General features: G+C 65.0%; 20 protein-coding genes. 16 read left to right on the forward strand and 4 right to left on the reverse strand.

Features of this window, described 5'->3' with window-relative positions:
* Nucleotides 1-8: 8 nt before the first annotated feature.
* From F8A10_RS14465 to F8A10_RS14475, 3 genes are read right to left on the reverse strand one after another with little or no spacing between them, the layout of a single operon-like run.
* Nucleotides 9-2,336, reverse strand: coding sequence for a phage/plasmid primase, P4 family (locus tag F8A10_RS14465; RefSeq protein ID WP_227493520.1), 2,328 nt, complete (start codon nucleotides 2,334-2,336; stop codon nucleotides 9-11).
* On the reverse strand, nucleotides 2,333-3,079 hold the full coding sequence (locus tag F8A10_RS14470; RefSeq protein WP_152367668.1) for a hypothetical protein: 747 nt from the start codon (nucleotides 3,077-3,079) through the stop codon (nucleotides 2,333-2,335). The genes F8A10_RS14465 and F8A10_RS14470 overlap by 4 nt, the downstream gene beginning before the upstream one ends.
* A complete protein-coding gene (locus F8A10_RS14475; protein ID WP_152367669.1) occupies nucleotides 3,079-3,285 on the reverse strand; it encodes a DUF6511 domain-containing protein in 207 nt (68 codons plus the stop codon). Before F8A10_RS14475 ends, F8A10_RS14470 begins: the two co-directional genes overlap by 1 nt.
* Before the next feature lie 228 nt (nucleotides 3,286-3,513).
* Here F8A10_RS14475 and F8A10_RS14480 point away from each other — a divergent pair, with 228 nt between their 5' ends.
* The 16 genes from F8A10_RS14480 (at nucleotide 3,514) to F8A10_RS14555 (ending at nucleotide 20,773) form a co-directional block, all read left to right on the forward strand.
* Complete coding sequence (locus tag F8A10_RS14480; RefSeq protein ID WP_152367670.1) at nucleotides 3,514-4,704, forward strand: hypothetical protein; 1,191 nt, start codon at nucleotides 3,514-3,516, stop codon at nucleotides 4,702-4,704.
* Nucleotides 4,676-5,833: a hypothetical protein gene (locus F8A10_RS14485; protein WP_152367671.1), complete on the forward strand. Its 1,158-nt coding sequence runs from the start codon at nucleotides 4,676-4,678 to the stop codon at nucleotides 5,831-5,833. Before F8A10_RS14480 ends, F8A10_RS14485 begins: the two co-directional genes overlap by 29 nt.
* Nucleotides 5,834-5,997: 164 nt before the next feature.
* Nucleotides 5,998-6,609: a sigma-70 family RNA polymerase sigma factor gene (locus F8A10_RS14490; RefSeq protein ID WP_152367672.1), complete on the forward strand. Its 612-nt coding sequence runs from the start codon at nucleotides 5,998-6,000 to the stop codon at nucleotides 6,607-6,609.
* A 176-nt stretch (nucleotides 6,610-6,785) separates the two neighbouring features.
* Nucleotides 6,786-7,079, forward strand: coding sequence for a hypothetical protein (locus F8A10_RS21475; protein ID WP_227493521.1), 294 nt, complete (start codon nucleotides 6,786-6,788; stop codon nucleotides 7,077-7,079).
* Nucleotides 7,076-7,972 carry an ATP-binding protein gene (locus tag F8A10_RS14495; protein WP_227493522.1) on the forward strand — a complete coding sequence of 299 codons (897 nt, stop codon included), beginning with the start codon at nucleotides 7,076-7,078 and terminating at the stop codon, nucleotides 7,970-7,972. The genes F8A10_RS21475 and F8A10_RS14495 overlap by 4 nt, the downstream gene beginning before the upstream one ends.
* A 2-nt stretch (nucleotides 7,973-7,974) precedes the next feature.
* Complete coding sequence (locus tag F8A10_RS14500) at nucleotides 7,975-8,604, forward strand: hypothetical protein (RefSeq protein WP_152367674.1); 630 nt, start codon at nucleotides 7,975-7,977, stop codon at nucleotides 8,602-8,604.
* Nucleotides 8,605-8,616: 12 nt separating this feature from the next.
* Complete coding sequence (locus tag F8A10_RS14505) at nucleotides 8,617-10,299, forward strand: DEAD/DEAH box helicase (RefSeq protein ID WP_152367675.1); 1,683 nt, start codon at nucleotides 8,617-8,619, stop codon at nucleotides 10,297-10,299.
* A gap of 196 nt (nucleotides 10,300-10,495) precedes the next feature.
* Entirely contained in the window at nucleotides 10,496-10,951 is a 456-nt protein-coding gene (locus tag F8A10_RS14515) for a DUF2924 domain-containing protein (protein ID WP_152367677.1), read from the forward strand.
* On the forward strand, nucleotides 10,948-12,273 hold the full coding sequence (locus tag F8A10_RS14520) for a recombinase family protein (RefSeq protein ID WP_152367678.1): 1,326 nt from the start codon (nucleotides 10,948-10,950) through the stop codon (nucleotides 12,271-12,273). Before F8A10_RS14515 ends, F8A10_RS14520 begins: the two co-directional genes overlap by 4 nt.
* Nucleotides 12,270-12,656: a hypothetical protein gene (locus F8A10_RS14525; RefSeq protein ID WP_152367679.1), complete on the forward strand. Its 387-nt coding sequence runs from the start codon at nucleotides 12,270-12,272 to the stop codon at nucleotides 12,654-12,656. The genes F8A10_RS14520 and F8A10_RS14525 overlap by 4 nt, the downstream gene beginning before the upstream one ends.
* A gap of 83 nt (nucleotides 12,657-12,739) precedes the next feature.
* Complete coding sequence (locus F8A10_RS14530) at nucleotides 12,740-13,330, forward strand: restriction endonuclease subunit S domain-containing protein (protein WP_152367680.1); 591 nt, start codon at nucleotides 12,740-12,742, stop codon at nucleotides 13,328-13,330.
* Nucleotides 13,330-14,847, forward strand: a complete 1,518-nt coding sequence (locus F8A10_RS14535; protein WP_152367681.1) for a type I restriction-modification system subunit M — start codon at nucleotides 13,330-13,332, stop codon at nucleotides 14,845-14,847. Before F8A10_RS14530 ends, F8A10_RS14535 begins: the two co-directional genes overlap by 1 nt.
* Nucleotides 14,840-16,003, forward strand: a complete 1,164-nt coding sequence (locus tag F8A10_RS14540; protein WP_193668299.1) for a restriction endonuclease subunit S — start codon at nucleotides 14,840-14,842, stop codon at nucleotides 16,001-16,003. Before F8A10_RS14535 ends, F8A10_RS14540 begins: the two co-directional genes overlap by 8 nt.
* A complete protein-coding gene (locus tag F8A10_RS14545) occupies nucleotides 16,000-16,839 on the forward strand; it encodes a DUF3800 domain-containing protein (protein WP_152367682.1) in 840 nt (279 codons plus the stop codon). The genes F8A10_RS14540 and F8A10_RS14545 overlap by 4 nt, the downstream gene beginning before the upstream one ends.
* Nucleotides 16,836-20,060 carry a type I restriction endonuclease subunit R gene (locus tag F8A10_RS14550; protein ID WP_152367683.1) on the forward strand — a complete coding sequence of 1,075 codons (3,225 nt, stop codon included), beginning with the start codon at nucleotides 16,836-16,838 and terminating at the stop codon, nucleotides 20,058-20,060. Before F8A10_RS14545 ends, F8A10_RS14550 begins: the two co-directional genes overlap by 4 nt.
* A complete protein-coding gene (locus tag F8A10_RS14555; protein ID WP_152367684.1) occupies nucleotides 20,057-20,773 on the forward strand; it encodes a M48 family metallopeptidase in 717 nt (238 codons plus the stop codon). The genes F8A10_RS14550 and F8A10_RS14555 overlap by 4 nt, the downstream gene beginning before the upstream one ends.
* Before the next feature lie 411 nt (nucleotides 20,774-21,184).
* Here the strand turns inward: F8A10_RS14555 and F8A10_RS14560 are convergent, their stop codons facing one another.
* Nucleotides 21,185-22,921, reverse strand: a complete 1,737-nt coding sequence (locus F8A10_RS14560) for a SulP family inorganic anion transporter (RefSeq protein WP_152367685.1) — start codon at nucleotides 22,919-22,921, stop codon at nucleotides 21,185-21,187.
* Nucleotides 22,922-22,952: the final 31 nt, after the last annotated feature.

Consider the following 22,952-nt stretch of genomic DNA (forward strand, 5'->3'; position numbering starts at 1 on the left):
GCATTTTCCTATTCTCCCGAGAAAAGGTCAGAGTTGCTGTCATTGAGGGCGATGCCGCGAAATCCCTTGGCCGCACGGGTGTTGTGGCGTTCGAACCCGCGCACGATCAGGGCTTCCGAGAACCGCTTGACCGAGCCGGCGAATTCGCCGTTCGCCTCGGCCCAGGCCTTCCAGTCCGCAAACATCGTGGTGGTGGCCGCGCTCAGGTGCGATCCGAGCGAGCAGCGTTCATCGATCCAGCGACCGATGGCGTCCTCTGCCTCGAAGTAATCCTCGGTCGCGGCCATCACGGCGGGCGGTGGGCGCAGCCCCGTCCGCTGCCATTCGATGCAGCCTTCGAGCGCCCATGCGAGGATCCCGTCGCGTTCGGCGAGCAGCCTGTCCGCCAGGTGCTTGTCGCGCCGCGCGGGCGGGATGGTGACGGTGAACGGCACCATGTGCAGGCGCCGCTTCATCGCCTCGTCCACGTTGCGGATGGAGGGCTTGTGGTTGCCGACGATCAGCAGCTTGAACTGCGGGATGAACTCGAAGAAATCCTGCCGCATGAAGCGGGCGGTGATCTTGTCGCCCCCGGTCAGCGCCTTCAGCTTGCTTTCGGCCCAGCGGCTGCCCTGTTCGGTCTCGATGGAGGTCACGATCCGCGCACCACGCAGCCCCGCCATGTCGGTCGGGTGGCGATCGCCCTGCGTGGCCATGAACATGTCCATCGGCGCGACGGTGGCGTAGTCGCCGAGGATGGCGGTCAGGGTGTTGGCGAAGACGGATTTGCCGTTGGCACCGGTGCCGTAAAGAAAGAACAGCGCATGCTCGGTGGTGACGCCGGTCAGGCAATAGCCCGCCATCCGCTGCAGGTAGGATTGCAGCTCGCCGTCCCCGCCGGTGACGGTCTCCAGAAAGCCCAGCCAGACGGGACAGGTGTCGGCGACGGACGCACCGGCGATCCTGGTCATGAAGAGACCGGGATCATGTGGCCGGGATGCGCCGCTCTGGAGGTCGACCACACCGCCCGGCGTATTCAACAGCCAGGGATCACGGTCCCACGGTTCGGTCGTGGTCGCGTGGCGGCGGTCGGAACGGGCGAGCCGCTCCACGGCCGAAACCGTCGCGGCGGTGGAGAGCTTGGCCTTGAGCCTTGCGGATCCGGCACGCGCGGCCGCCTCGCGGCAGATCATCCGCGCCAGATCGAAGGCCTGCAGCGTCTCCTCACGCCGCCACAACTTGCCCGACCAGGTCAGCCACTGTCCCCAGCCCGCGACGTAGCGCCAAGTTTCGGCATGGCGGGCTGCGAAGGTTGCGGCGAGCGCATCCTCGGTGAAGCGCACCGGCACTGGCCCATCATGCCCCCCGCCATCGCGAACGTCATCCTCGTCATCGACCTCGCCGTTGCGGGCGGCGTCGCGTTTCCAGAGGCGTTCGGCTTCCTCGCGCAGCCGATCCTCCGGCCAGGGAGGGGCAACGCGGGCCGTGTTGTAGGAGACGATTTCCTCCCAGGCCTGTTCGCGCGGCACATGGCCTTCGCGAGCACGGCGGATCCAGTAACCCATCACCCGCGACAGCGCGTCGAAGCGCGTGGTACCGTCGACGCCACCTTCGCGGACCTGACGGCCGAAAAGCTCGGTCACGCTGCCGCGCTCGGGGGCCGCCATGTTGAAGTCGAGCCCGGCCTCGCCTTCGAGCGGCGGCATGGCGATGATCGCCTCGAGCAGTTCGCCCAGATCGTAGTCGCGGGGGCCGTGGTGCAGAATCTCCACCAGCCGCCGTCGGCCCTGTTTGGCATGGATCGATCCGGCCACCCGGATCGGCTGGTGGGCGGACCGGAAGGACGGATCGCCGCCGACCTTGGCGGCGATCATGTGCCGCGCACGGCAGACCGTGGCGATGTCATCGCCCTCGGCGGGCTCGGACAGGCGCCAGTAGAGGTGCAGCTTGCGCTGGCCCTCGGCGGTGACACCGCCGGACGCCACTTCAAGCGTCGGGCATCCGAGATGCTGCACAAGATGGTCGCGCTTCGCAAGGATGTCGCCATGGTCGAGATCGACCAGCACAACCTGCGTCTGGACGATGCTCTCCGCCCGCGCGTCGCCTGGGGCCGCAACCGTGCCGGGCGCGACGAACAAGGCCATGCCGGCGTCGCTCGCCCATGTCGCCTGAAGCGCGAGTTTCGCGGCGAGCGTGGCGTCCGCTTCGATGAAGGGCACATGCGGCGGACCATCTCCCGCGCCTTTCTCGGCCAGAGCACGGACCGGCACCCAGCCGTCGCAATAGCCGAACACGACGTCGGCATAGAGCGCGATCATTTCAGCGTCGGGCGCGATGGTGTCGGATGGGACCGTCATGCCCAGCACCGTTCCCGCCACGCACAGAAGCGGCATTCGAAGTGGTCGGGGTCGGCCGTGTGGCGCGGCAGCAGTTCGCCGGCATCGCAGGCGCGCAGGATCGTCACCGCCTTGTCGCTGGCGGACTGGGCAAGTGCGGCATCGAACGGCACGAGTTCGTGCCAGATCTCGCACGTGTCCTTGTTGATCGCCGTGAACAGCGCGGGCGTTTCGGTCAGGCCGAGATAGGCCTGGTAGAGTGCTATTTGTGCGGCGTAGACCGGCTTGGCTTTCGCGACGCCATGCTTCGCGATCTCGCGCCAGTTCTTCGCATTGGCCGACTTGCACTCCCAGAGCGCCGGGACCGCCATGCCGTTCGGCGCGGCGACCACCACGCCGTCGGCATGCCCCTGGACCCGACCACCGACGACCGAGAAGCCGAACTGATCGCCATGGCGATTGCGCGTGCGAAGGTCGAAGCCCGCCTGGCGCAGCCATTCGATGGCCAGATCTTCGAGGACGTGTCCGAGCGCGAATATGCGCAGAGACTGGCCCGAGAATCCGGCGCCCGGGTCCTTCGGCGTCTTCAGGTATTCGTATTGCAGCCTGCGCTGGCAGATATCGCCGAGCCGGCTGCCGCCGAGGTAGTCGCGCGCGGGACGTTCGGCCTGTTCCGCAACGAGGGCATTATCGATGCAGGCATTGACGGTGTCCGCGAAACTGGGCGGCTTCTCCCGATGGTTGAAGTCGAAACCGGCGTCCATCAAAACGGCACCTCCGGATCGGGCCGGGGCGCGCTGGTCTGCATCGCCTCCTGGAAGCCATCGACGGCGGCGGTGGTGAGGGCGAGCGCCTGCGCCTCGCTGAGATCGGCGAACCGCTTGGTCCAGCCGATCTCGGCCATCAGTTCGGCCATGTTCTTCAAGGCGGCGCGGAGCGCGGCCTGTTCACGTTCATCGGGATCGATCATGCGCAGCCCTCATGTGCCGGGGCCGCATGCGGGCATGGATGGATGTCAGCGCGGCGCGCGAAGGGGATTGTGGTCATGGGAGAGCTCCAGATGCTCTCCTCACCTACCGGCTGGCTGTCCTGACTGTCGGATGTGCGGTTCGGAACACTTCGGGAACATGGACTTGTGCGTTCACAACTCTGCCGATAGCCTGAAATTTCCCCGATTCACCCTGGAGCCGCGTCGCGCATGGCGTCATTCAACCCGAGAAGCTTCACCAACCCTGATCGCCTCAAGAGCATTTCGCCGAAGCACCTACTGAAGTTCTTCGCGACGTGGGCGGAATATTTTTCGGCGCGGGGTTTTGAACTTCCGGTCGAAGCGGATGAGGATTTTCCCTACGACGATCTTGCTGCGGTGTTGATGAAGCCCGACGAAAACGTGCCGCCCGAAATGGTCGACGCGCTTTTCTACGTGCACGAGACCGCGACCAAGGAAACCGCCGAGGAGTTGATCGAGGCGGCAGGACGGGCTGGTCTCACGATCGAGGCCGGTGAGGAACCATCCGATGCGGACATCGCCCTGCAGATCTGGCTCCAGAAACCTGATCTGCTGCGACGTCAGCATGCCGAGACCGTGGCATTCACACGTTCGCGGTTCATCTACTTCGCGGGCCAGAGCGGCAAGCCGCGACCGGCTCCGGATCCGACCGCCGAACAGACCGCGATCATGCAGGAGCGGATGGACGAGTGGTTCGACCGCAAGCGGCGTGGCAAGGGCTCACGGGTATTCGCTTTTCCGCGCGGCACGAAGACATGGTTCATGGTCCGGCATGGCGAACCGATGCGGCGCGAGGGGCGACATCAGGATGATGGCGGATCGGGAATCGCCTACTATCGACCGCAGAAGCACGACGTCGTCATTTATGACGGCGAGTCTGACGAACTTGCCGTCAATGCAGGGACGAAAGGCGAAACCGAGCTCTACCTGCGGACGTTCGGCGGGGTCATCTTCGGGGACGAGGAGTACTTCGATCGCTCGAACCGCTTCACCCTCGATCCTCTGCTGGAGAAGGGCGAGAAATCGCTCGACAACGACACTGTCTCCGAGATCGTCAAGGTGCGCCTGATCGAAATCGAACGCTTCTGGGGCGGAAAGGCCAAGGAGAAGGAGGTGCGCAAGGCGAACGACCTCTTCATGGCCTGGGACGACAATTGGGAGCGGCGCCTTGCGGGCGGTTCCATCGACCGGGCCGTTTTCAAGGTCAAGTTCGATGGGGATGGCAAGGAGCGGACGGTTGCCATTCTCCCGCCGAGCCTCGCGCGCTATGACCGTGATGCCGACAGCGATCTGATCGACCGCTGGCTCAAGGATCAGGGATTTTGCCGCCCCAACGTCGGAGATGAGGACGATGACGTCGGCGTTCTGGAGGACGATTGAGCGCGTTCCCGGTCACGCGACCGACACGCGCGACTGGAAGGTGGACCTGACGGATTGCTGGACCCAGGTCGAACGCTACCTTCCGGAGACCTCCAAGTACGCAGAACGTATCGACTGTCCCTGGCCCGGAGGGGAACATTGCCCGCGCCATGTCGTGCGACATGCCTGCGGCTCGGTCCGTGCCGTCTGCAGCGATCCGGGGCGACTCTGCGAAACCCTCGACATCAATTCCGACGATATCCGCATCCGTGAACTCGACCGCCGCAGACTATTCGCCGACATTGCCACGGCGCTTGGCCTTGTCGTTCCCACCGCGCCTTCGCGCGGGGCGGCCCTTCTGCACATCGGCGATCATGCCATTGCCGCCGGCCGGAGTTTTCCGGTGTTCGCTGCGCTCACAAGCCCGCGCGCGCCGCTCAGCCGGGCAGACGTCCTCGACATCGATCGCCGCAATCTGCCATTCGTCCTGCTGGTGACATCGCTCGGCGCGATTGACCCGGACGTTCCGGCCTTTCTTGCGGCACGGCAAGGGCGTGTTCTGACGTGGGCCGAATGCCTCCACTTCGCCCTCGCACCGCGCAAGGGATTCGTCGCTGCCATGCCACTTGTCGATCTCTTCGCGCCCGAGATCGCGGCACTGGCGAACGGAGGTGACGTCGCCCAGCGTCCGGTGATGACTCTGCCTGCGAATGCACGGTGGTCCGATCTGCGCTTCGCGTTTCGCGAGGAGGCCGTGCTCAACGTCAGCTATCTTGGGCAGGCTCCGGCGCGCCTTGAACCGGACCAGATCGGCATGCGCGATGAGCGGAACGGCAAGCCGAACCGCCAGTGGCGGCTACTCCTTGTTTGCGCCGCACTTGGCGGGGCATTGCCTCGGTCCTTTCCGATTTCCACCATCAAGGGGCGCCGCCCGGCGAGCGATATCGTTCGCATTCTCGGGCAGTTCCAGCGTGGTTACGAAAAGCAGCGCCAACTTCTCGCCGCCGCGCTAAGGGTGCAGTTCGGGATCGACGACGATCCGTTCACGGCCGAGGACGATTGTTACGCGGCACGCTTCCTTGTCGATGCAAGTGCGCTGCGTCAGGGTCGCGCTGACCAGCGAGACCGAAATTTCGCCGACGACGACTGACTCTTTCCGAACTTTTTTCCATCCCACCCAACCCCATGAAGCCGCAAGGTTTCGTGGGGTTTTTCGTTTTCCGATCCCCCTGATTTCGAGGCCCTCCAACGAATTTTCGCCGGTGCCAGGCACTCGGGCCGCGTGCCCGTCCACCTGGACGAAGGCGAAACTTCATGGAGCGTTTCCACCCCATTTGCGACGCGCACTCGCGCGTCTCCCGTAACATCACCATTCGCGCCGAACGGCTGGCCCGCTCGGGCTCCGTCCCCGGAATGGACGCCGAGGACATCAAGCAGGACCTGCGGCTGCACCTCTATCGCCGGGACGGGAAGTTCGATCCTTCCCGCGGTCAGTACGACACCTTCGCCGACCGCGTTCTGGCGAACCGCATCGCCACGCTGGCCGCGCCGACCGAACGGCTGCGGGCCGAGCGGACTTGGATCGACTTCGACAGTCCCGCCGAGGGGCGCGGTGAAGACGAGATGCTGCCGCTCGCGGAAACGCTGCCCGACAGCGTGATGCCGCATGCCGCCGTCACACGCGCACCAGACGAGGCGTTCGGGCTGGTCCGGGACGTCCAGCGGCTCCTTGCTGGCCTGACCCCGACCTGCCGCGCCCTCGCGCTGGCGCTGATCGACATGTCGCCGACGGAAGCGGCCGAAGCCCTCGGGATCCATAGGAGCACCGTCTACGCGCGGCTCGCCACCATCCGGAAGGCGGCCGAGGCGCTTGATCTCGCGGCATATCTCGGCACCGCCCCGACAGTCTCGGAGGCTCGCCGGTAGGTGACAACAGGACCGGCGATAACCCGGCCCACCAGTTTCATGCCGGGCCCTCGGAGGAATGCAACACCCCCACGCGGGGAAACACTCCGACCGCAAGCTCCAGGGCGGCGTCAGGCCCGGCAGCAGTCTTCCCGACGATCCCTGGACACCAACCGACGAAAACACGGAGCATCACCATGTTCACGACTTCCCCCCTGAAACGCCTGCGCCAGTCGAGCTGGATGGAGGCGATCCCCGACACGATCAACGTTCCGGCCCTGTCCGACAGGCCGAACCGCGCGGTGCCGATCGAGCGCGCCACTGTGGACGACATCGAGTTCGCGCTTGTCGCCCTGGCGTGGCAGCAGTCCGAGCTCTACCGGCTCACGAGTGCGCTTGGCGACGTATTGAAGATGGCACGCCGCCAGGGCGCTTGTGGCGCGGACATCGCCATTTCGGCTGCTGTGCGGGATCTGGAGGGCGGCAAGTGAGCGCCCCGTTCGGCGCCGGGCCGCTCCGGATCATCACCGCCGACGAACGGCTGCGCGAGGCGCGCGGCATCAAGGGGGTGCTCACGGGCACCTCCGGCATCGGCAAGACCACGCAACTCCTGACCCTCGATCCGCAGCGCACGCTGTTTCTGAACCTCGAGGCGGGCGAGCTCGCCGTGCAGGGCTGGCCCGGCGACGAGATCCGCATCCGCGACTGGGAGGTCGCCCGCGATCTCGCGGCCTGGATCGGCGGCGCCAACCCGGCGATGCGGGACGACCAGTCCTATGGGCCCGGGCACTTCGCACGGGTTTGCGCCGCCTTCGGCCCCGCCACCCAGCTCGACAAATACGACACCGTCTTCGTCGACAGCATCTCCGTCGCCTCTCGCATTTGCCTTCAGTGGTGCAAGGGTCAATCCCAAGCCCAATCCGACCGCACCGGCAAGCCGGATCTCCGCGCGACCTACGGGTTGCTCGGCCAGGAGATGATCGGCTGGCTCACGCATCTGCAGCACACGCCCGCCAAGAACATCTGGCTGGTCGGGCTGCTGGACCGCAAGCTGGACGATTTCGGCAAGCCCTTCTTCTCGATGCAGATCGAGGGCTCGAAGACCGGGCTCGAACTGCCCGGCATCGTCGACGAGGTCATCACCCTGACCGAGTTGCGCCCCGAGAAGGGCGAGGCGTTCCGCGCCTTCATCTGCACCACCATCAACGATTTCGGCCTGCCGGCAAAGGACCGCAGCGGCCGGTTGTCGATGATCGAGCCCGCTCATCTCGGGCGGCTCATGGCGAAGATCCGTGGTCCGCGCCCAGAGGGCGCTGCCCGCCTGAACTTCGATCTGCCCACGGACGCCACCGCACCCAATCCCCCGACGACGAAAGGAGCATGACAATGGCGAGCGACATGGATTTCAACGGCGCGGACACGCAGGATGCCGCTTTCGACCTCATCCCGGCCAACACGCTGGTCAAGGTCTGCCTCACCGTCCGCCCCGGCGGCGCGGGCCCGGAAGGCTGGCTGACCCAGAGCAAGACGAGCCCGGCCCTCTACCTCAACACCGAGGCTGTCGTGATGGAGGGGCCGTTCGCGCGGCGTCGCATCTACACCCGCATCGGTTTTCGCGGAAAGGCTGCGGGCGGTCCCGGCGACGACACCTACGGCAACCGCGGGCGCGCCATGATCCGCGGCATCCTCGAATCCGCCCGCGGTGTGCGTGCCGATGACCAGTCGAACGCCGCCCGCGCCGCGCGGATGGTCCGCAGCCTCGGCGAGTTGAGCGGGCTGGAGTTCGTGGCGCGCATCGGCATCGAGCGCGACAAGGACAAGCCCGACGACACCGGGCGCAACGTCATCAAAGCCGCGCTCGGCGCCGACCATGCCGAATATGCGCGCCTGATGGGCAGCGTGCCCCAGCCGCCGCAACAGGGTCAGTTCACCGCGACGGGCGCCCATCTGTCGAACACCGGCACGGGCCAGTCCGGCGCGCCGTCCTCCGGTTCCGCACCCTTCTGGGCACGCTGAGGGGGGGCGGTCATGATTCCACGCGACTACCAGAGGGCGGCAGTCGATGCCGCCCGCGACCGCACCGCCACCCACGGCAATACCATGCTGGTCCTGCCGACCGGGGCGGGCAAGACCGCCATCGCCGGTTTCTACATCGGTGAGGAACTGGAACACCGGCGACACGACCGCGTCCTGGTGCTGCAGCACACCGACGAGTTGATCGACCAGAACCGGACCTCCATCGGGGCCGTGACCGGAATGGCCACCTCGGTGGTTAAGGCCGAGCAGGACGATTGGGACGGCCCGGTGATCTTCGGCAGCGTGCAGACGCTCGCCCGGGAACACCGCCGCGCATCCATGCCGAAACTGAGCCATCTGGTGATCGACGAATGCCACCGCGCGGCCGCCGCGAGCTACCAGGCGATCCTGGCCCATGCGCGCGAGGTCAGTCCTGGCCTGAAGCTCTTGGGCCTCTCCGCCACGCCCGGCCGCGGCGATGGCCGCAGCCTGCGCAAGACCTTCAGCAATGTCGGCTATCACCTGCGGATCGGCACGCTCATCGCGCGTGGCCTGCTGGTCCCGCCCCGGACCTTCACCATCGACCTCGGGATCGAGAATGAACTCTCCGGCATCGACAGCACCGCCGGCGATTTCGACATGCGCCAGGCGGACAAGGTGCTCAATCGCGCTGTGCTCAACGAGGCCGTGGTCGAGCACTGGATGGACAAGGCCGCCGACCGGCGCACGATCTTCTTCTGCGCGACCGTGGACCATGCCTTAGCCGTGGCCGACGCGTTTCGGGCTGCGGGCGTTTCGGCCGAGACGATCGCGGGGGACATGCCGGCGCGGGCGCGCGCGAAGCTCATCGCCCGCTTCGACCGGGGCGAGGTTCAGGTTCTCACCAACTGCATGGTGCTGACCGAAGGCTTCGACAGCCAGCCCGTGGGCTGCATCGGCATCCTGCGCCCCATGCTGCACAAGGGCACCTTCATTCAGGCGGTCGGACGTGGCTTGCGCCGGGTGGATCCCGAACGCTTCCCCGGCATCGTCAAGACCGACTGCATCGTGCTGGATTTTGCGGGCGCGGCACTTCGCCATGGCACGCTAGAGCAGGAGATCGATCTCGACGAGGACGAGACCCCGCCTGGCGAGCGCCCGTGGAAGACCTGCCCGTCCTGCGAGGCCGAACTGCCGCTCGGTGCCTCCATCTGCGATCTCTGCGGCCACGTCTTCACCCGCGAGATCGGCGAGAAACGCCTGCTGACCGCCTTCGAGATGACCGAGATCGATCTTCTGGATCGCTCTCCGTTCTTCTGGGTAGCGCTGCATGGCGACGGCCAAGCGCTGATGGCCAGCGGCTTCCAGGGCTGGGCTGGCGTATTCCACGACGGTACGCTTTGGCACGCGCTCGGCCGGCCCAAGGGCCAGGCGATCCGCCCCCTTGCGGTCGGCACGCGGGTGCAGGCGCTGGCGGCGGCTGACGATTTCCTGCGCATGACCGAGACCTCCAGCGCCGCCGCCAAGAGCAAACGCTGGCTTAACGATCCCGCCACCATGCGCCAGATCGAACTGCTGCAGCGCGCAGGCTTCGATACCAGCGGCATGGATTTCAGCCTGTCGAAATATGCAGCCAACTGCCACCTGAACTTCCGCTGGAACCGTGGGGAGATCACCGCCGCCGTTCTTGGCCGGGCGGAGCGGTCGGCCGCATGAAACGCCCCAATCCGCTGCCGCCCGACCTGATGACGCCCGCCGAGCGCCGCGCCGAGCTGTGCGGTCTGCTGGCGCTCGGGCTGGTCCGGCTGCGGATGCGGGAAAGTGGCGAAGTATCTGACGATACCGGAGAAAGTTGCCTACACTTGTCCAGCGACCAATGCCCTCATGCAACTCCAACTCACCGGAGAGATGCATGAACAAGCCCGACACCATCCCCGCGCGCCTGGCCGCGCTGAAGACCACGCCAACGCCAGACCTGAAGCAACAGTGGCGCGACCTGTTCGACAGCGAGCCGCCCCCGTTCAACCGCCGCTACCTCGAGTCCCGCCTTGCATACCGCATCCAGGAACTCGCCTATGGCGGGCTAAAGCCCGAAACGATACGGCGACTGGAGCGGCTTGGCGAAGAACTGGACGGCGGCGACAGGAAGAAGCGTGGCATGCGCGCCGACCGTGACCGCCCGATCACCGGCACGCGGTTGCTGCGCGAATGGCAGGGTGTCGAGCAGGTCGTCACCGTCACCGCCGATGGCTTCGAGTGGCAGGGCCGCCCCTACAAGTCGCTGTCGGCCATCGCCCGCGCCATCACCGGAACGCGCTGGAACGGCTGGGTCTTCTTCGGGCTCAGGAACCACAGGGGCCGGAAATGACGAAGCCACCGGAAAAATCGAAACCCGTCCGCAAGCTGCGCTGCGCGGTCTACACCCGCAAATCCTCAGAGGAAGGGCTGGAGCAGGAGTTCAACAGCCTGCATGCCCAGCGCGAGGCCTGCGAATCCTACATCGCCAGCCAGCGATCCGAGGGCTGGGTGCTGGTCCGCGATCAGTATGACGACGGCGGCGTCTCCGGCGGCACGCTGGAACGCCCCGGATTGAAGCGGCTGCTGGAGGACATCGAGGACGGTTTGGTCGACGTGGTGGTGGTCTACAAGATCGACCGACTGTCGCGGTCGCTGGCCGACTTCGCCAAGCTGGTCGAGGTGTTCGACCGAAATGGCGTCACGTTCGTTTCGGTCACGCAGTCGTTCAATACCACCACCTCCATGGGGCGGCTGACGCTGAACATCCTGCTGTCCTTCGCCCAGTTCGAGCGCGAGGTCACAGCCGAGCGCATCCGCGACAAGGTCGCTGCCAGCCGGAAAAAGGGCATGTGGATGGGCGGGGTGCCGCCCTATGGCTATCGCGTCGAGAATCGGAAGCTGGTGATCGATGACGAAGCGGCCGAGCATGTCCGCTGGATCTTCGCCCGCTTCCTCGAGATCGGCTCGGGCACGGAACTGGCGCGGGAGGTCGCGAAACGCGGCATTCGCACCCCACGCGGCAACCAAATCGACAAGAAATACCTCTACAGGATGCTGAACAACCGCGCCTACATCGGCGAGGCGGTGCACAAGGGCGACAGCTACCCCGGCGAGCACGACGCCATCATCGACCGCGAGACGTGGGACCGTGTCCACGCCATCCTGCAGGAGAGCCCGCGCAAGCGCGCCGCGCGCACCCGCGCCGAGACGCCGGCGCTGCTGAAGGGGCTGTTGTTCGGACCGGACGGCGCGGCCTTCTCCCCGACGCACACCCGCAAGGGCGAAAAGCTCTACCGCTACTACGTAAGCCAGACGGTGCTTAAGCATGGTGCGGGTTCGTGTCCTGTTGGACGCTTACCGGCAGGGGAGATTGAGGCGGCAATCATCGACCAGCTGCGCGCCGTGTTTCGCCAACCCGAGATCGTGGCGGGCACGTGGAAGGCTGCGCGTGCCCACGCCAACGATGTCACCGAGGCCGATGCACGCGGGGCCCTCCAACAACTTGACCCGCTGTGGGACGAGCTCTTCCCTGCCGAGCAGGCACGCATCGTGGCACTTCTGGTCGAGCGCGTGGACATAGGCACGGAGGACCTGAACGTCCGCCTGCGCGTTGACGGGCTCAGCGGTCTGGCCCGCGAGATGCTGGCCGGTGGCATCGAGGCTGCCGCATGACCCGCGGGGCTCCGATCCCGGAGACCATGACTCTCCACGTCCCGTTCCGCATCGTGAAGCGGGGCGGACGGAAAGAGATGCAGTTGCCGGATAGCGCCACCCAGCCCTGCAAGACCGACAACACGCTGGTCAAGGCGCTGGCGCGCGCGTTCCGCTGGAAGCGGATGTTGGAATCCGGCGAGTTCGCCACCATCGCCGAACTGGCCGAGCGCGAGGGCATCGCGCCGTCCTACATGACCCGCGTCCTGCGGCTCACGCTGCTCGCGCCTGACATCATCGAGGGCATCTTGGACGGGAAGCAGGGGCCGGAGGTGACGCTCGCGAAGGTGCTGGAGCCGTTCCCGCTCACATGGCAGCATCAGGCGCTGCATTTTTCTCTGTAGGATGAAAACTGCACATTGAAGGATTGACTCGAGGGAGCGGTCTCGCTTAGATCTCTGTAAATCGCCTTACAGAGGATTCTTTCATGCGGCTCGCGGAGCTCTCGGACATTCACTCCGGCTACACGGCGCGCAGCAGGCTCGATCCGCTGCCGGAGGGTGGCGTGCCGGCGCTGCAGCTGCGTGATGTTGGGGCGGAAGGCGCGGCACCGGGCCCAGACTTCCAAAGGTACGATCTGGGCAAGCTGCCCGACCGATACTTTGTCCGTGGCGGCGAGGTCGTGTTTCGCTCGCGCGGCGAGCCGAACGTTGCGGCGGCCATTCGCGATCCGCTGCCGGAACCTGCCGTGGTCATCGTTCCGCTGGTGATCGTTCGCCCGGACAGGGACCGCGTTCTCCCCGAATACCTGGCTTGGGCCATCAACCAGCCTGACGCGCAGCGCAGGCTCGGCGCGGAAGCGCAGGGCACAAGCCTCAGAATGATTCCCATGGCGGTCCTCGAGAACCTCGAGATCGCCGTGCCCGACCTGCCCACGCAGAAACGTATCGTCGAACTCGACGCCCTCGCCCGGCAGGAGGGGCAGCTGCTCCGTCAACTCGCCGCTCGCCGCGAAGAACTCGTAAGCGCCATTCTCGGCGATGCAGCGAAGGCCGCCGACCAGAAGGAAATTGCCTGATGACCGATCAGATTACCCAACAGCAGATCAACCAGACCGCCTGGGCGGCCTGCGACACCTTCCGGGGCGCCGTCGATGCCGGTCAGTACAAGGACTACATCCTCGTGATGTTGTTCCTGAAGTACATTTCGGACCTCTGGAACGACCACCTCGAGACCTACCGCAAGCAATATGGTGGCGACGAGGCGCGCATTCGCCGGCGCCTGGAGCGCGAGCGCTTCATTCTTCCCGAGGGGGCGAGCTTCTACGACCTCTACGCCCAGCGCAACGAGCCCAATATCGGCGAGCTGATCAACATCGCGCTCGAGAAGATCGAGGACGCGAACCGCGCCAAGCTGGAGGGCGTGTTCCGCAACATCGACTTCAACTCAGAGGCCAATCTCGGCCGTCCAAAGGATCGCAACCGACGCCTAAAGAACCTCCTCGAGGACTTCGCCAAACCCGCGCTCGACCTGCGCCCGTCGCGGGTGACCGAGGACATTATCGGTGAGTGCTACATCTACCTGATCTCCCGTTTCGCGTCGGACGCGGGGAAGAAGGCGGGCGAGTTCTACACGCCCACCGCCGTGTCGCGGCTGCTGGCCAAGCTGGCCGCGCCGCAGCCCGGCAACACGATCTGCGACCCCGCATGCGGGTCCGGCTCGCTGCTGATCCAGGCCTCGCAGGAGGTCGGGTCCGAGAACTTCGCCCTCTACGGGCAGGAGGTGAACGGGGCGACCTGGGCGCTGGCCCGGATGAACATGTTCCTCCATGCCCGCGACGCAGCCCGCATCGAGTGGTGCGACACGCTCAACAGCCCCGCGCTGGTCGAGGGCGACCACCTCATGCGTTTCGACGTGGTGCTCGCCAATCCGCCCTTTTCGCTCGACAAGTGGGGCGCGGAGAACGCGGAAACCGACCAGTACAAGCGCTTCTGGCGCGGCGTGCCGCCCAAGTCCAAGGGCGATTACGCCTTCATTACGCACATGATCGAGATCGCCAAGCGGCAGTCCGGCCGCGTGGCGGTGATCGTGCCGCATGGCGTGCTGTTCCGGGGCGGCGCCGAGGGGCGCATCCGGCAGCAGCTGATCGAAGAGAACCTGCTCGACGCCGTCGTCGGGCTGCCGGCCAACCTGTTCACCACAACGGGGATCCCGGTCGCCATCCTGATCTTCGACCGCTCGCGCGAGGAAGGCGGCGCGAACGCGGACCGGCGCGACGTCCTGTTCATCGACGCGAGCAAGGAGTTTGCGCCGGGCAAAACCCAGAACGTGATGGACGAGGCGCATGTGACCAAGGTGCTGGAGACCTACAGCGCCCGCGCCGAGATCGAGCGCTATTCGCATCGGGCGGCGCCCGAGGAGATCGCCGAGAACGGCTACAACCTCAACATCCCCCGCTACGTCGACACCTTCGAGCCCGAGGAAGAGATCGACGTCGCCGCCGTGCAGAAGGACATCCTGCGGATCGAGGCCGAGCTGGCCGAGGTTCGGGCGAAGATGGCCGGGTATCTGAAGGAGCTCGGCGTTGATGCGTGAGCCTTACGCCAAGCTACCACTCTCGAAGGTTGCGAGCATCGAGCGCGGCAAGTTCTCCGCGCGTCCCCGAAACGACCCGAAGTATTACGGTGGCGAAATTCCTTTCTTGCAGACCGGCGATATCGCGAGAGCTGGTCGCGTCATTCAGGGTTGGACCCAGACGCTGAATGAACTCGGTCTTGGGGTGAGCAAGATGTTCCCGCGCGGCACGATCTTCATGTCGATTGCCGCGAACATTGGCGATGTGGCCATTTCGGGCTTCGATGCCGCGTGCCCCGACAGCGTGGTGGCTGTGAAGCCGCGCAACGGCTTTGATCCCGAGTGGCTTTTCCAGTCGCTGAAGTTTTCGAAGAACGACTTAGCGGCGCTCTCCACCCAGAACGCGCAAGCTAACCTTAGCCTTGAAAAGATTGAGCCTTTCAAGATTTCCGTTCCGCCGCTCCCGGAACAGCGCAAGATCGCCGAGATCCTGCGGACTTGGGACGAGGCGCTCGAAAAGCTCGCCGCACTGCGCGCCGCCAAGGCGCGGCGGCTGGAGGGCCTCGCCGCCAGGTTGATCTATGACGAACAAACTGAACGCCTCCACCTACGCGATTTCCTTAGCGAGGTCTCCACCCGTAACCGTGGCCAACAGGTCGAGCGCGTGCTCAGCGTCACCAATTCGGCTGGTTTCGTCCTCGCCGAGGATCAGTTCGCTCACCGCGTGGCCTCTGCGGACCTGTCGAATTACAAGATCGTGCGACGCGGCCAATACGCCTATAACCCATCCCGTATCAACGTAGGTTCGATCGCGCGCCTCGACGCGTGGGAAGATGGCGCACTCAGTCCGATGTATGTCGTTTTCCAAGTGTGCGACGAGCTGGATTCCGATTTTTTCGGGCACTGGCTTCGTTCGGCTGAGGCACGTCAGCGCATCGCCCTGGCCGCGCAAGGAAGTGTCCGGGAGACGGTGAGTTTCAGTGACCTTGGTTCGATCCTCATTCCGGTCCCGAGCATCGAACGTCAGCGAGCAATCTCTCGCGCCCTGAACGCGGGCCGTGACGAAATCGCCCTCCTTGACGCCGAGATTGAAGCCCTGACCCGCCAGAAGCGCGGTCTGATGCAGAAGCTGCTGACGGGCGAATGGCGGGTGAATACGACAGAGGTGGCGCAATGAAGTTCATCTACGTCGACGAGAGTGGCGCCGCGGGAGACAGCGATGTCTTCGTGATGTGCGGGCTGATGGTGGACGCCTACAAGCTGCGCAAGAAAACCGCCGACTTCGACAGGATGCTGGCGGAGTTCCTTGCCAAGCACCCGGGGTCGAGCACCGAGCTCAAGACGAGCAGGTTCATCAACGGCAAGGGCGGCTGGAGCAAGATCTCTGCCGACGAGCGCAAGGCGTTCCTCACCGACATCTGCAAGCTGGCGGTCGCCAACGGCGGAAAGCTCTTCGGCATCGGCTTGTCGTTCGCGGCGCTGAATGCAGCGCGTGCTGCCGGGCACGGTCATCCATTCGGCGAGAGCTACTGGCTCGCCGGAGCCATGTTCACCTGCGCCCTCGTTCAGAAGAAGATGCAGAGTGTGAAGAACAGCAAGGGTCTGACCGTCGTCATCATGGACGACAACAAGACCGAGATGCCCCAGCTCTCGGACGGCCTGTACGACGCGGATGCCTGGTACGACGGTCTTTACCAGCTCCGTGGCTCGAGGCGCGGAAAGAAGATCTGGCTGCCTCGAAGCAATTCGGATCGGTTTGACCACATCATCAACACGGCCTTCGCAATCAAGTCGCACCATTCCTCGCTGGTGCAGGTCGCCGATGCGATCTGCTACGTATATCGTCGGCACCTCGAGATGAAATCCTCGGGCGAAGCCTACGCGGGAGAGGCCGCGTATTATCAAAGCCTCGTCGATATCCTCGAACCGCAGCGCGAGAAGCTCGGCCAGTCGCCTGACGCGCCCTGCGTGACTTTCTACAAAGCAGCCAGGCACCCGGAGTGGGCGCTATGAGTCCCGAGATCTTCAACGCCGCCGAGAAATACCAGTCCCAGGTCCCGGCGCTGCAGCTGCTCGTGGCGCTGGGGTTTAAGCCGCTCTCGCATGAGGAGGCGCTGCGCCTGCGCGGCGGGCGGCTGCGGAACGTGGTGCTGGACGACGTTCTCGCCGAGCAGCTCATGCGCATCAACCGCTTCACGCATCGGGGCCGCGAGTACGCTTTCGACCTCGAGGATGCGCACGAGGCGATGCGGCGGCTCAAGCCCACGCCAGATCGGTTGAAGGGCCTGCGCGGCACGAACCAGGACATCTATGACACGCTCATCCTCGGCACGACGATCACGAAGTCCATCGACGGCGACTCGAAGAGCTACTCGTTCCGCTACATCGATTGGGAGCGGCCGGAGAACAACGCCTTCCATGTCACCGCCGAGTTTTCGGTCGAGCGGACCGGATCGAGCCAGACCAGGCGCTGCGACATCGTCGCCTTCGTGAACGGCTTGCCCCTCCTCGTGATCGAGAACAAGCGGCCGACCGAAAGCCTGAAGAAGGCGGACAGCCAGCTGATCGGCTATCAGAACGAGGACAACATCCCGCAGCTCTTCCACTTCGCCCAGTTGCTGGTGGCCATGAACCGGAACGAGGCGCGCTATGCGACCGTCGGCACGCCGCGAAAGTTCTGGCAGACCTGGCGCGACGAGGAAGACACCGACGAGGCCATCGCGCCCTTCGCCAACCGTGTGCTCACCGTGGCGGAGAAGGACGCCATTTTCTCCGGTGATTTCGCGGGCGCGCGCGCCTATTTCGACGCGATGGCCGCCGAGGGCGAGCGCGCGGTCACGGCCCAGGACCGGACGGTTTATGCACTCTGCCGCCCCGAGCGGCTGCTCGATCTGATCCGCCGCTTCACCGTGTTCGATGGCGGTGTCCGCAAGGTTGCGCGCCACCAGCAGTTCTTCGGGATCCGCCGCGCCGTCGAGACGGTCAAGCAGCACGACATGAGCGGCGCGCGCAAGGGCGGCGTGATCTGGCACACGCAGGGCTCGGGCAAGTCGCTGACGATGGTGATGCTGGGGCGCTCGCTTGCCTTGGAGCGCAGCATCGAGAACCCGCGGATCATCATCGTCACGGACCGCGACGATCTCGACAAGCAGATCAAGGACACCTTCAAGTCCTGTGACCTCGAACCGATCCGCGCGACGAGCGGGGCTCACCTTCTGGAGCTCGTCCAGAACAAGGCTCCGCTGGTCACCACGATCATTAACAAGTTCGACACGGCGCTGAAGAACAGCAAGCTGATGGACGAGGATCCGAACATCTTCGTGCTGGTCGACGAGAGCCACAGAACGCAGACGGGGCGCTACGGCGGCCACAGCCAGTTCGCCGCCAAGATGCGGCGCCTCCTGCCCAAGGCCTGCTACCTCGGCTTCACCGGCACGCCCCTGCTGAAGAAAGAGAAAAACACGCTGTCGACCTTCGGGCGGCTGATCCACCGCTACGCCATCGACGAGGCGGTCGCCGACGGCGCCGTCGTGCCGCTGCTCTACGAGGGACGGCTTGTGGAGCAGCAGGTCTCGGGCACCGTGATCGACCGCTGGTTCGAGAAGATCAGCGAGGGGCTGACTGACAGCCAGAAGGCCGACCTCAAACGCAAGTTCTCCCAGATGGACGCGCTGGCCAAGACTGACCAGGCCATCCGAGCCAAGGCGTTCGACATCTCGGAGCACTATCGCCAGCACTGGCAGGGGACTGGCTTCAAGGCCCAGCTCGTTGCCCCCTCGAAGGCGGCGGCCGTCCGCTTCAAGGAAGTTCTCGACGAAATCGGCCACGTGTCGAGCGCGATCGTCATCTCGCCGCCCGACGAGAACGAGGGCAACGAGGAGGTCGACAAGGAGTCCAAGGACCTCGTCCGCCGCTTCTGGTCGCAGATGATGGCGCGGTACAAGACCGAAGAAGAGTACAATCGCCAGATCATCGATGCCTTCAAAGGCTCCGGCGATCCGGAGATCCTGATCGTCGTCTCCAAGCTCCTCACCGGCTTCGACGCGCCCCGGAACACGGTCCTTTACGTCTGCAAATCCCTGAAGGAACACAATCTCCTCCAGGCGATCGCGCGGGTGAACCGGCTCTACGAGGACGGCGGAACGGAGAAGCAGTTCGGCTTCATCGTCGACTATGAGGGGCTGCTGGGCGAGCTGGACAGTGCGCTGACGACGTACAGCGCCTTCGAAGGCTACGAGGCGGCCGACCTCGCCGGAACGGTGCATGACGTCCGCGAGGAGATCCGCAAGCTGCCCCAGCTGCACGATCAGCTCTGGGATCTCTTCAAACCGGTTCGAAACAAGAAGGACATGGAGCAGTTCGAGCAGCACCTCGCTGACGAGGCGCTGCGCCATGAGTTCTACGCGCGCCTCAAGGCATTCAGCCGCTGCCTGCACATCTCGCTCTCGTCCGACAAGCTGTTCGATGTCTTCGACGAGGCCAAGATCGATGCCCTGAAACGCGACTGGAAGCAGTTCTCCGAACTCAAGCGCTCGGTCCAGCTACGCTACCAGGAGACGGTCGATGTCCGCGAGTTCGAGCCGAAGATCCAGAAGCTCCTTGATGACCACGTCGTGGCAATGCCGGCGGAAACCATCATCGAGGTGGTCAACATCAACGATCCCGACGCGCTTAAGGCCGTCGTCGAAGAGACGGGCGTCTCCGAGGCCTCGAGGGCCGATCGCATCGCCAGCGCGACCCGGCGGGCGATCACCGAGAAGATGGATGAGGACCCGACGTTCTACAAACAGTTCTCCGAGCTGCTCGAAGAGACCATCCGCGCCTACCGCGAGAAGCGGCTGTCCGAGCGCGAATACCTGAACAGCGTCGTGGACCTCGCGAGCAAGGTCGCGCGCAAGGATCGCGGCCGCGATGTTCCGGAAAGCATCCGGGGCGATGAGGATGCGCAGGCGTTCTTCGGGATCCTGGACGGTCAGCTGAAGACCGAAGACGATGAGCTGGTAGCCGGCGACGATGCCGCAGCGATCGCTCAACAGATCATCGACATCATCAAGTCCCACCTGATCGTCGACATCTGGTCGAACGAGGTGGCCCAGAACAATCTGCGCAATGCCATCGATGACTACTTCTTCGACGTCCTGCGCGACGAAAAGGGCGTCGACCTGCCCGTGGAGGTGCTCGACGAGCTCGAACTGAAGATCATGGACCTCGCCCGGGCCCGGTTCGCGGCATGACGCGGGAACTGCACTGCCTGCAGTACGGCGAGCAGGAGATCCGGTACGAGATCGTCCGCCGTCCGAGGAAGACGCTAGAGATCGCTGTCGAGCCGGATGCTTCGGTGGTGATCGCGGCCCCGGAGGACGCGACGCTCGACGCCATAGAAGCCAAGCTGCGGAAGCGCGCGGCATGGGTGACGAGGCAGCAACGTTACTTTGCCCAATTCCTGCCGCGGACGCCGGAGCGCAAGTTCGTCGCCGGAGAGACGCATCTCTATCTCGGGCGCCAGTACCGGCTGAAGGTCGTCCCGCATGTCCAGGAAAGCGTGAAGCTGATCCGCGGTTTCATCGTCGTGCAGACTCACCGGCCGACCAGGCCGGAGGTGACACGCGAACTGGTCGAGGCATGGTACCGGGAGCGGGCCCACATCAAGTTTCCGGAACGGATCGAACTCTGTCTCGGTCTGTTCCCGGATCCCGAGGCTTTCCGGCCGAAGGGACTTATCGTGCGCCAGATCCGACAGCGATGGGGGTCCATGTCGTCGGCGGGACGCCTGCTGCTGAACCGCCGTCTCGTGCAGGCGCCGGTCGACGCCATCGACTATGTCATCACCCACGAACTCTGCCACGTGGCCGAACCCCATCACGGGGCAGCCTTCTTCGATCTCCTCGACAAGGTGATGCCCGACTGGGAGCGCCGGAAGCAGAGGTTGGAAAGGGCCATGGCCTGAGAATTTCCGAACCCGGTCGCGGCAGACGCAAACGCGACTCCAATCCAAGCAATTTCAATGGCTTGAATTTCGCCAATATCTACAGGGGCTTATGAGAAATTCACCAAAATGGCGCAGTCATGAGGTCCGGAGAATATCAGCCCCGAGAGACCGCTTCGGGGCCTCGCGACGGCAGGGCCAGTGCTCAGCCCCTCCCGCATTACCCTCGAAAACAACGAAAAAATCCGGCCGCGGCCGGGTGGGGAGAACACTTTCGCAAAGGCAAGTGGCGGAGCGGACGGGACCGGGGGCGAACGTTCTCCAGTTGCGCGGTGACTTTGCCTGGCCCTCGAAGGGCTTGAGCGAGAAAAGCCAGCGAGGAAAACGCCCGGCCCGCCAATCTCCATACTGGCGAGCATGGGCTGGCTATTCCTACTCGGCGGCTCTGTTCAGGTGTTCCTCGCTTGCCAACGCGGTCCAGGCGTCGAATTGCGACAGGAAGACCCGGCCGGTGAGCTCGCTCAGGAAATGCGAGGTCTCGAGCCGGTCCATCACCGGGCCCTTGACCTCGGAAAGGTGCAGCCGCACGCCCATGTCCTTGAGCCGCCGGTTGATCGCCTCGAGGCTTTCCAGCGCCGAGAAATCCACCTCGTTCACGGCCGAGAACATCAGCACCACGTCGGTGATGCCGCAACCCTCGGTCACGCGGCTCTGGATCAGGTCCTCGAGGAAGCGGGCGTTTACGAAATAGAGGCTCTCGTCCACCCGCAGGGTCAGGAGGTGCGGCCGGGTGTCCACCTTGTGCCGCCGCACGTTGCGGAAATGCTGGGTGCCGGGCACCAGCCCCACCTCGGCCACGTGCGGGCGCGAGGTCTTGTAGAGGTGCAGAAGGACCGAGATCGCCACGCCGCTGGCCACGCCGGTTTCCACGCCCATCAGCAGGGTCAGGACGATCGTCGCCGCGACGGCGGTGAAATCGGCCCTGGAATAGCCCCAGGTCTTCTGCAGGATCGACAGGTCCACGAGGCTGAGCACCGCGACGATGATCGTGGCCGCCAGCGTCGCGGTCGGCAGGTAATGGACCAGCGGCGTCAGGAACAGCGAGGCGAAGAGCAGCCCCAGCGCGGTGAAGGCGCCGGCGGCCGGGGTCTCGGCGCCCGCGTCGAAATTGACGACCGAGCGCGCGAAGCCACCCGTGACCGGGTAACCCCCGGTGAAGGCGGCCCCGAGATTGGCCGCGCCCAGCCCGATCAGTTCCTGGTCGGGGTCGATCCGCTGGCGCTTCTTCGCGGCGAGCGTCTGTGCGACTGAGATCGATTCGACGAAACCGATGATCGAGATCAGGATCGCCGGCACCAAAAGCGCGCCCAGAAGGTTCGGCGCGAAGGCGGGCAGCGTCAGCGGCGGCAGGCCCTGCGGCACCTCGCCCACGATCCTGACGCCCCGCGCGTCGAGCCCCAAGGCCCAGACCGCCAGCGTCGTCACAACCACGGCGGCCACCGGGCCGGCCTTGGTCAGAACGTCCGCCATCAGCGGCGACAGACCCATGCGCCGCAGCGCCGGCTTGAGGTTCTTGCGCACCCAGAACAGGAAGGCGGTCGCGGCCACGCCGATCACGAGGGTGATCCAGTTCACCTGGTCCAGATGCGCGAAGATCGAGCCCAGCATCTGCGGCAGGGTGTGCCCGTGGGCCGAGACCCCAAGAATGTGCTTGAGCTGGCTGGTGGCGATCAGGATGCCAGAGGCGGTGATGAAACCCGCGATCACCGGGTGCGACAGGAAGTTCGCAAGGAACCCCAGCCGGAACACGCCCAGGAGAACGAGGAACCCGCCCGACAGGAAGGCCAGCGTCAGGGCGGCCACCGCGTAGCCCGCCGTGCCCTGATCGGCCACCTGCCCCACGGCGCTGGCGGCCAGGAGCGAGACCACGGCCACCGGCCCCACCGCCAGCGCCCGGCTGGTGCCGAAGATCGCATAGAGGATGATCGGCGCGATCGAGGCGTAGATCCCGGCCTGCGCCGGAAGCCCGGCAAGAAGCGCGTAGGCCAGAGATTGCGGGATCAGCATGATCGTCACGATCACCGCGGCGATCATGTCGTTGGAAAAGGCGGTCCGGTCATAGGTGCGACCCCAGTCGAGGATCGGCAGATAGCGGCGGAGCGTGGTCATCGTCTTGGTCCTGGAAATGGGACGATCAGAG

Source organism: Paracoccus kondratievae, from assembly GCF_009301415.1.
Taxonomy (GTDB): Bacteria; Pseudomonadota; Alphaproteobacteria; order Rhodobacterales; family Rhodobacteraceae; genus Paracoccus; species Paracoccus kondratievae.

Excerpts from the sequence above, each read along its gene's own strand:
- F8A10_RS14465 (WP_227493520.1), bottom strand. The coding sequence starts at position 2,336 with ATGACGGTCCCATCCGACACCATCGCGCCCGACGCTGAAATGATCGCG.
- F8A10_RS14470 (WP_152367668.1), bottom strand. The coding sequence starts at position 3,079 with ATGGACGCCGGTTTCGACTTCAACCATCGGGAGAAGCCGCCCAGTTTC.
- F8A10_RS14475 (WP_152367669.1), bottom strand. The coding sequence starts at position 3,285 with ATGATCGATCCCGATGAACGTGAACAGGCCGCGCTCCGCGCCGCCTTG.
- F8A10_RS14480 (WP_152367670.1), top strand. The coding sequence starts at position 3,514 with ATGGCGTCATTCAACCCGAGAAGCTTCACCAACCCTGATCGCCTCAAG.
- F8A10_RS14485 (WP_152367671.1), top strand. The coding sequence starts at position 4,676 with ATGACGTCGGCGTTCTGGAGGACGATTGAGCGCGTTCCCGGTCACGCG.
- F8A10_RS14490 (WP_152367672.1), top strand. The coding sequence starts at position 5,998 with ATGGAGCGTTTCCACCCCATTTGCGACGCGCACTCGCGCGTCTCCCGT.
- F8A10_RS21475 (WP_227493521.1), top strand. The coding sequence starts at position 6,786 with ATGTTCACGACTTCCCCCCTGAAACGCCTGCGCCAGTCGAGCTGGATG.
- F8A10_RS14500 (WP_152367674.1), top strand. The coding sequence starts at position 7,975 with ATGGCGAGCGACATGGATTTCAACGGCGCGGACACGCAGGATGCCGCT.
- F8A10_RS14505 (WP_152367675.1), top strand. The coding sequence starts at position 8,617 with ATGATTCCACGCGACTACCAGAGGGCGGCAGTCGATGCCGCCCGCGAC.
- F8A10_RS14515 (WP_152367677.1), top strand. The coding sequence starts at position 10,496 with ATGAACAAGCCCGACACCATCCCCGCGCGCCTGGCCGCGCTGAAGACC.
- F8A10_RS14520 (WP_152367678.1), top strand. The coding sequence starts at position 10,948 with ATGACGAAGCCACCGGAAAAATCGAAACCCGTCCGCAAGCTGCGCTGC.
- F8A10_RS14525 (WP_152367679.1), top strand. The coding sequence starts at position 12,270 with ATGACCCGCGGGGCTCCGATCCCGGAGACCATGACTCTCCACGTCCCG.
- F8A10_RS14530 (WP_152367680.1), top strand. The coding sequence starts at position 12,740 with ATGCGGCTCGCGGAGCTCTCGGACATTCACTCCGGCTACACGGCGCGC.
- F8A10_RS14535 (WP_152367681.1), top strand. The coding sequence starts at position 13,330 with ATGACCGATCAGATTACCCAACAGCAGATCAACCAGACCGCCTGGGCG.
- F8A10_RS14540 (WP_193668299.1), top strand. The coding sequence starts at position 14,840 with ATGCGTGAGCCTTACGCCAAGCTACCACTCTCGAAGGTTGCGAGCATC.
- F8A10_RS14545 (WP_152367682.1), top strand. The coding sequence starts at position 16,000 with ATGAAGTTCATCTACGTCGACGAGAGTGGCGCCGCGGGAGACAGCGAT.
- F8A10_RS14550 (WP_152367683.1), top strand. The coding sequence starts at position 16,836 with ATGAGTCCCGAGATCTTCAACGCCGCCGAGAAATACCAGTCCCAGGTC.
- F8A10_RS14555 (WP_152367684.1), top strand. The coding sequence starts at position 20,057 with ATGACGCGGGAACTGCACTGCCTGCAGTACGGCGAGCAGGAGATCCGG.
- F8A10_RS14560 (WP_152367685.1), bottom strand. The coding sequence starts at position 22,921 with ATGACCACGCTCCGCCGCTATCTGCCGATCCTCGACTGGGGTCGCACC.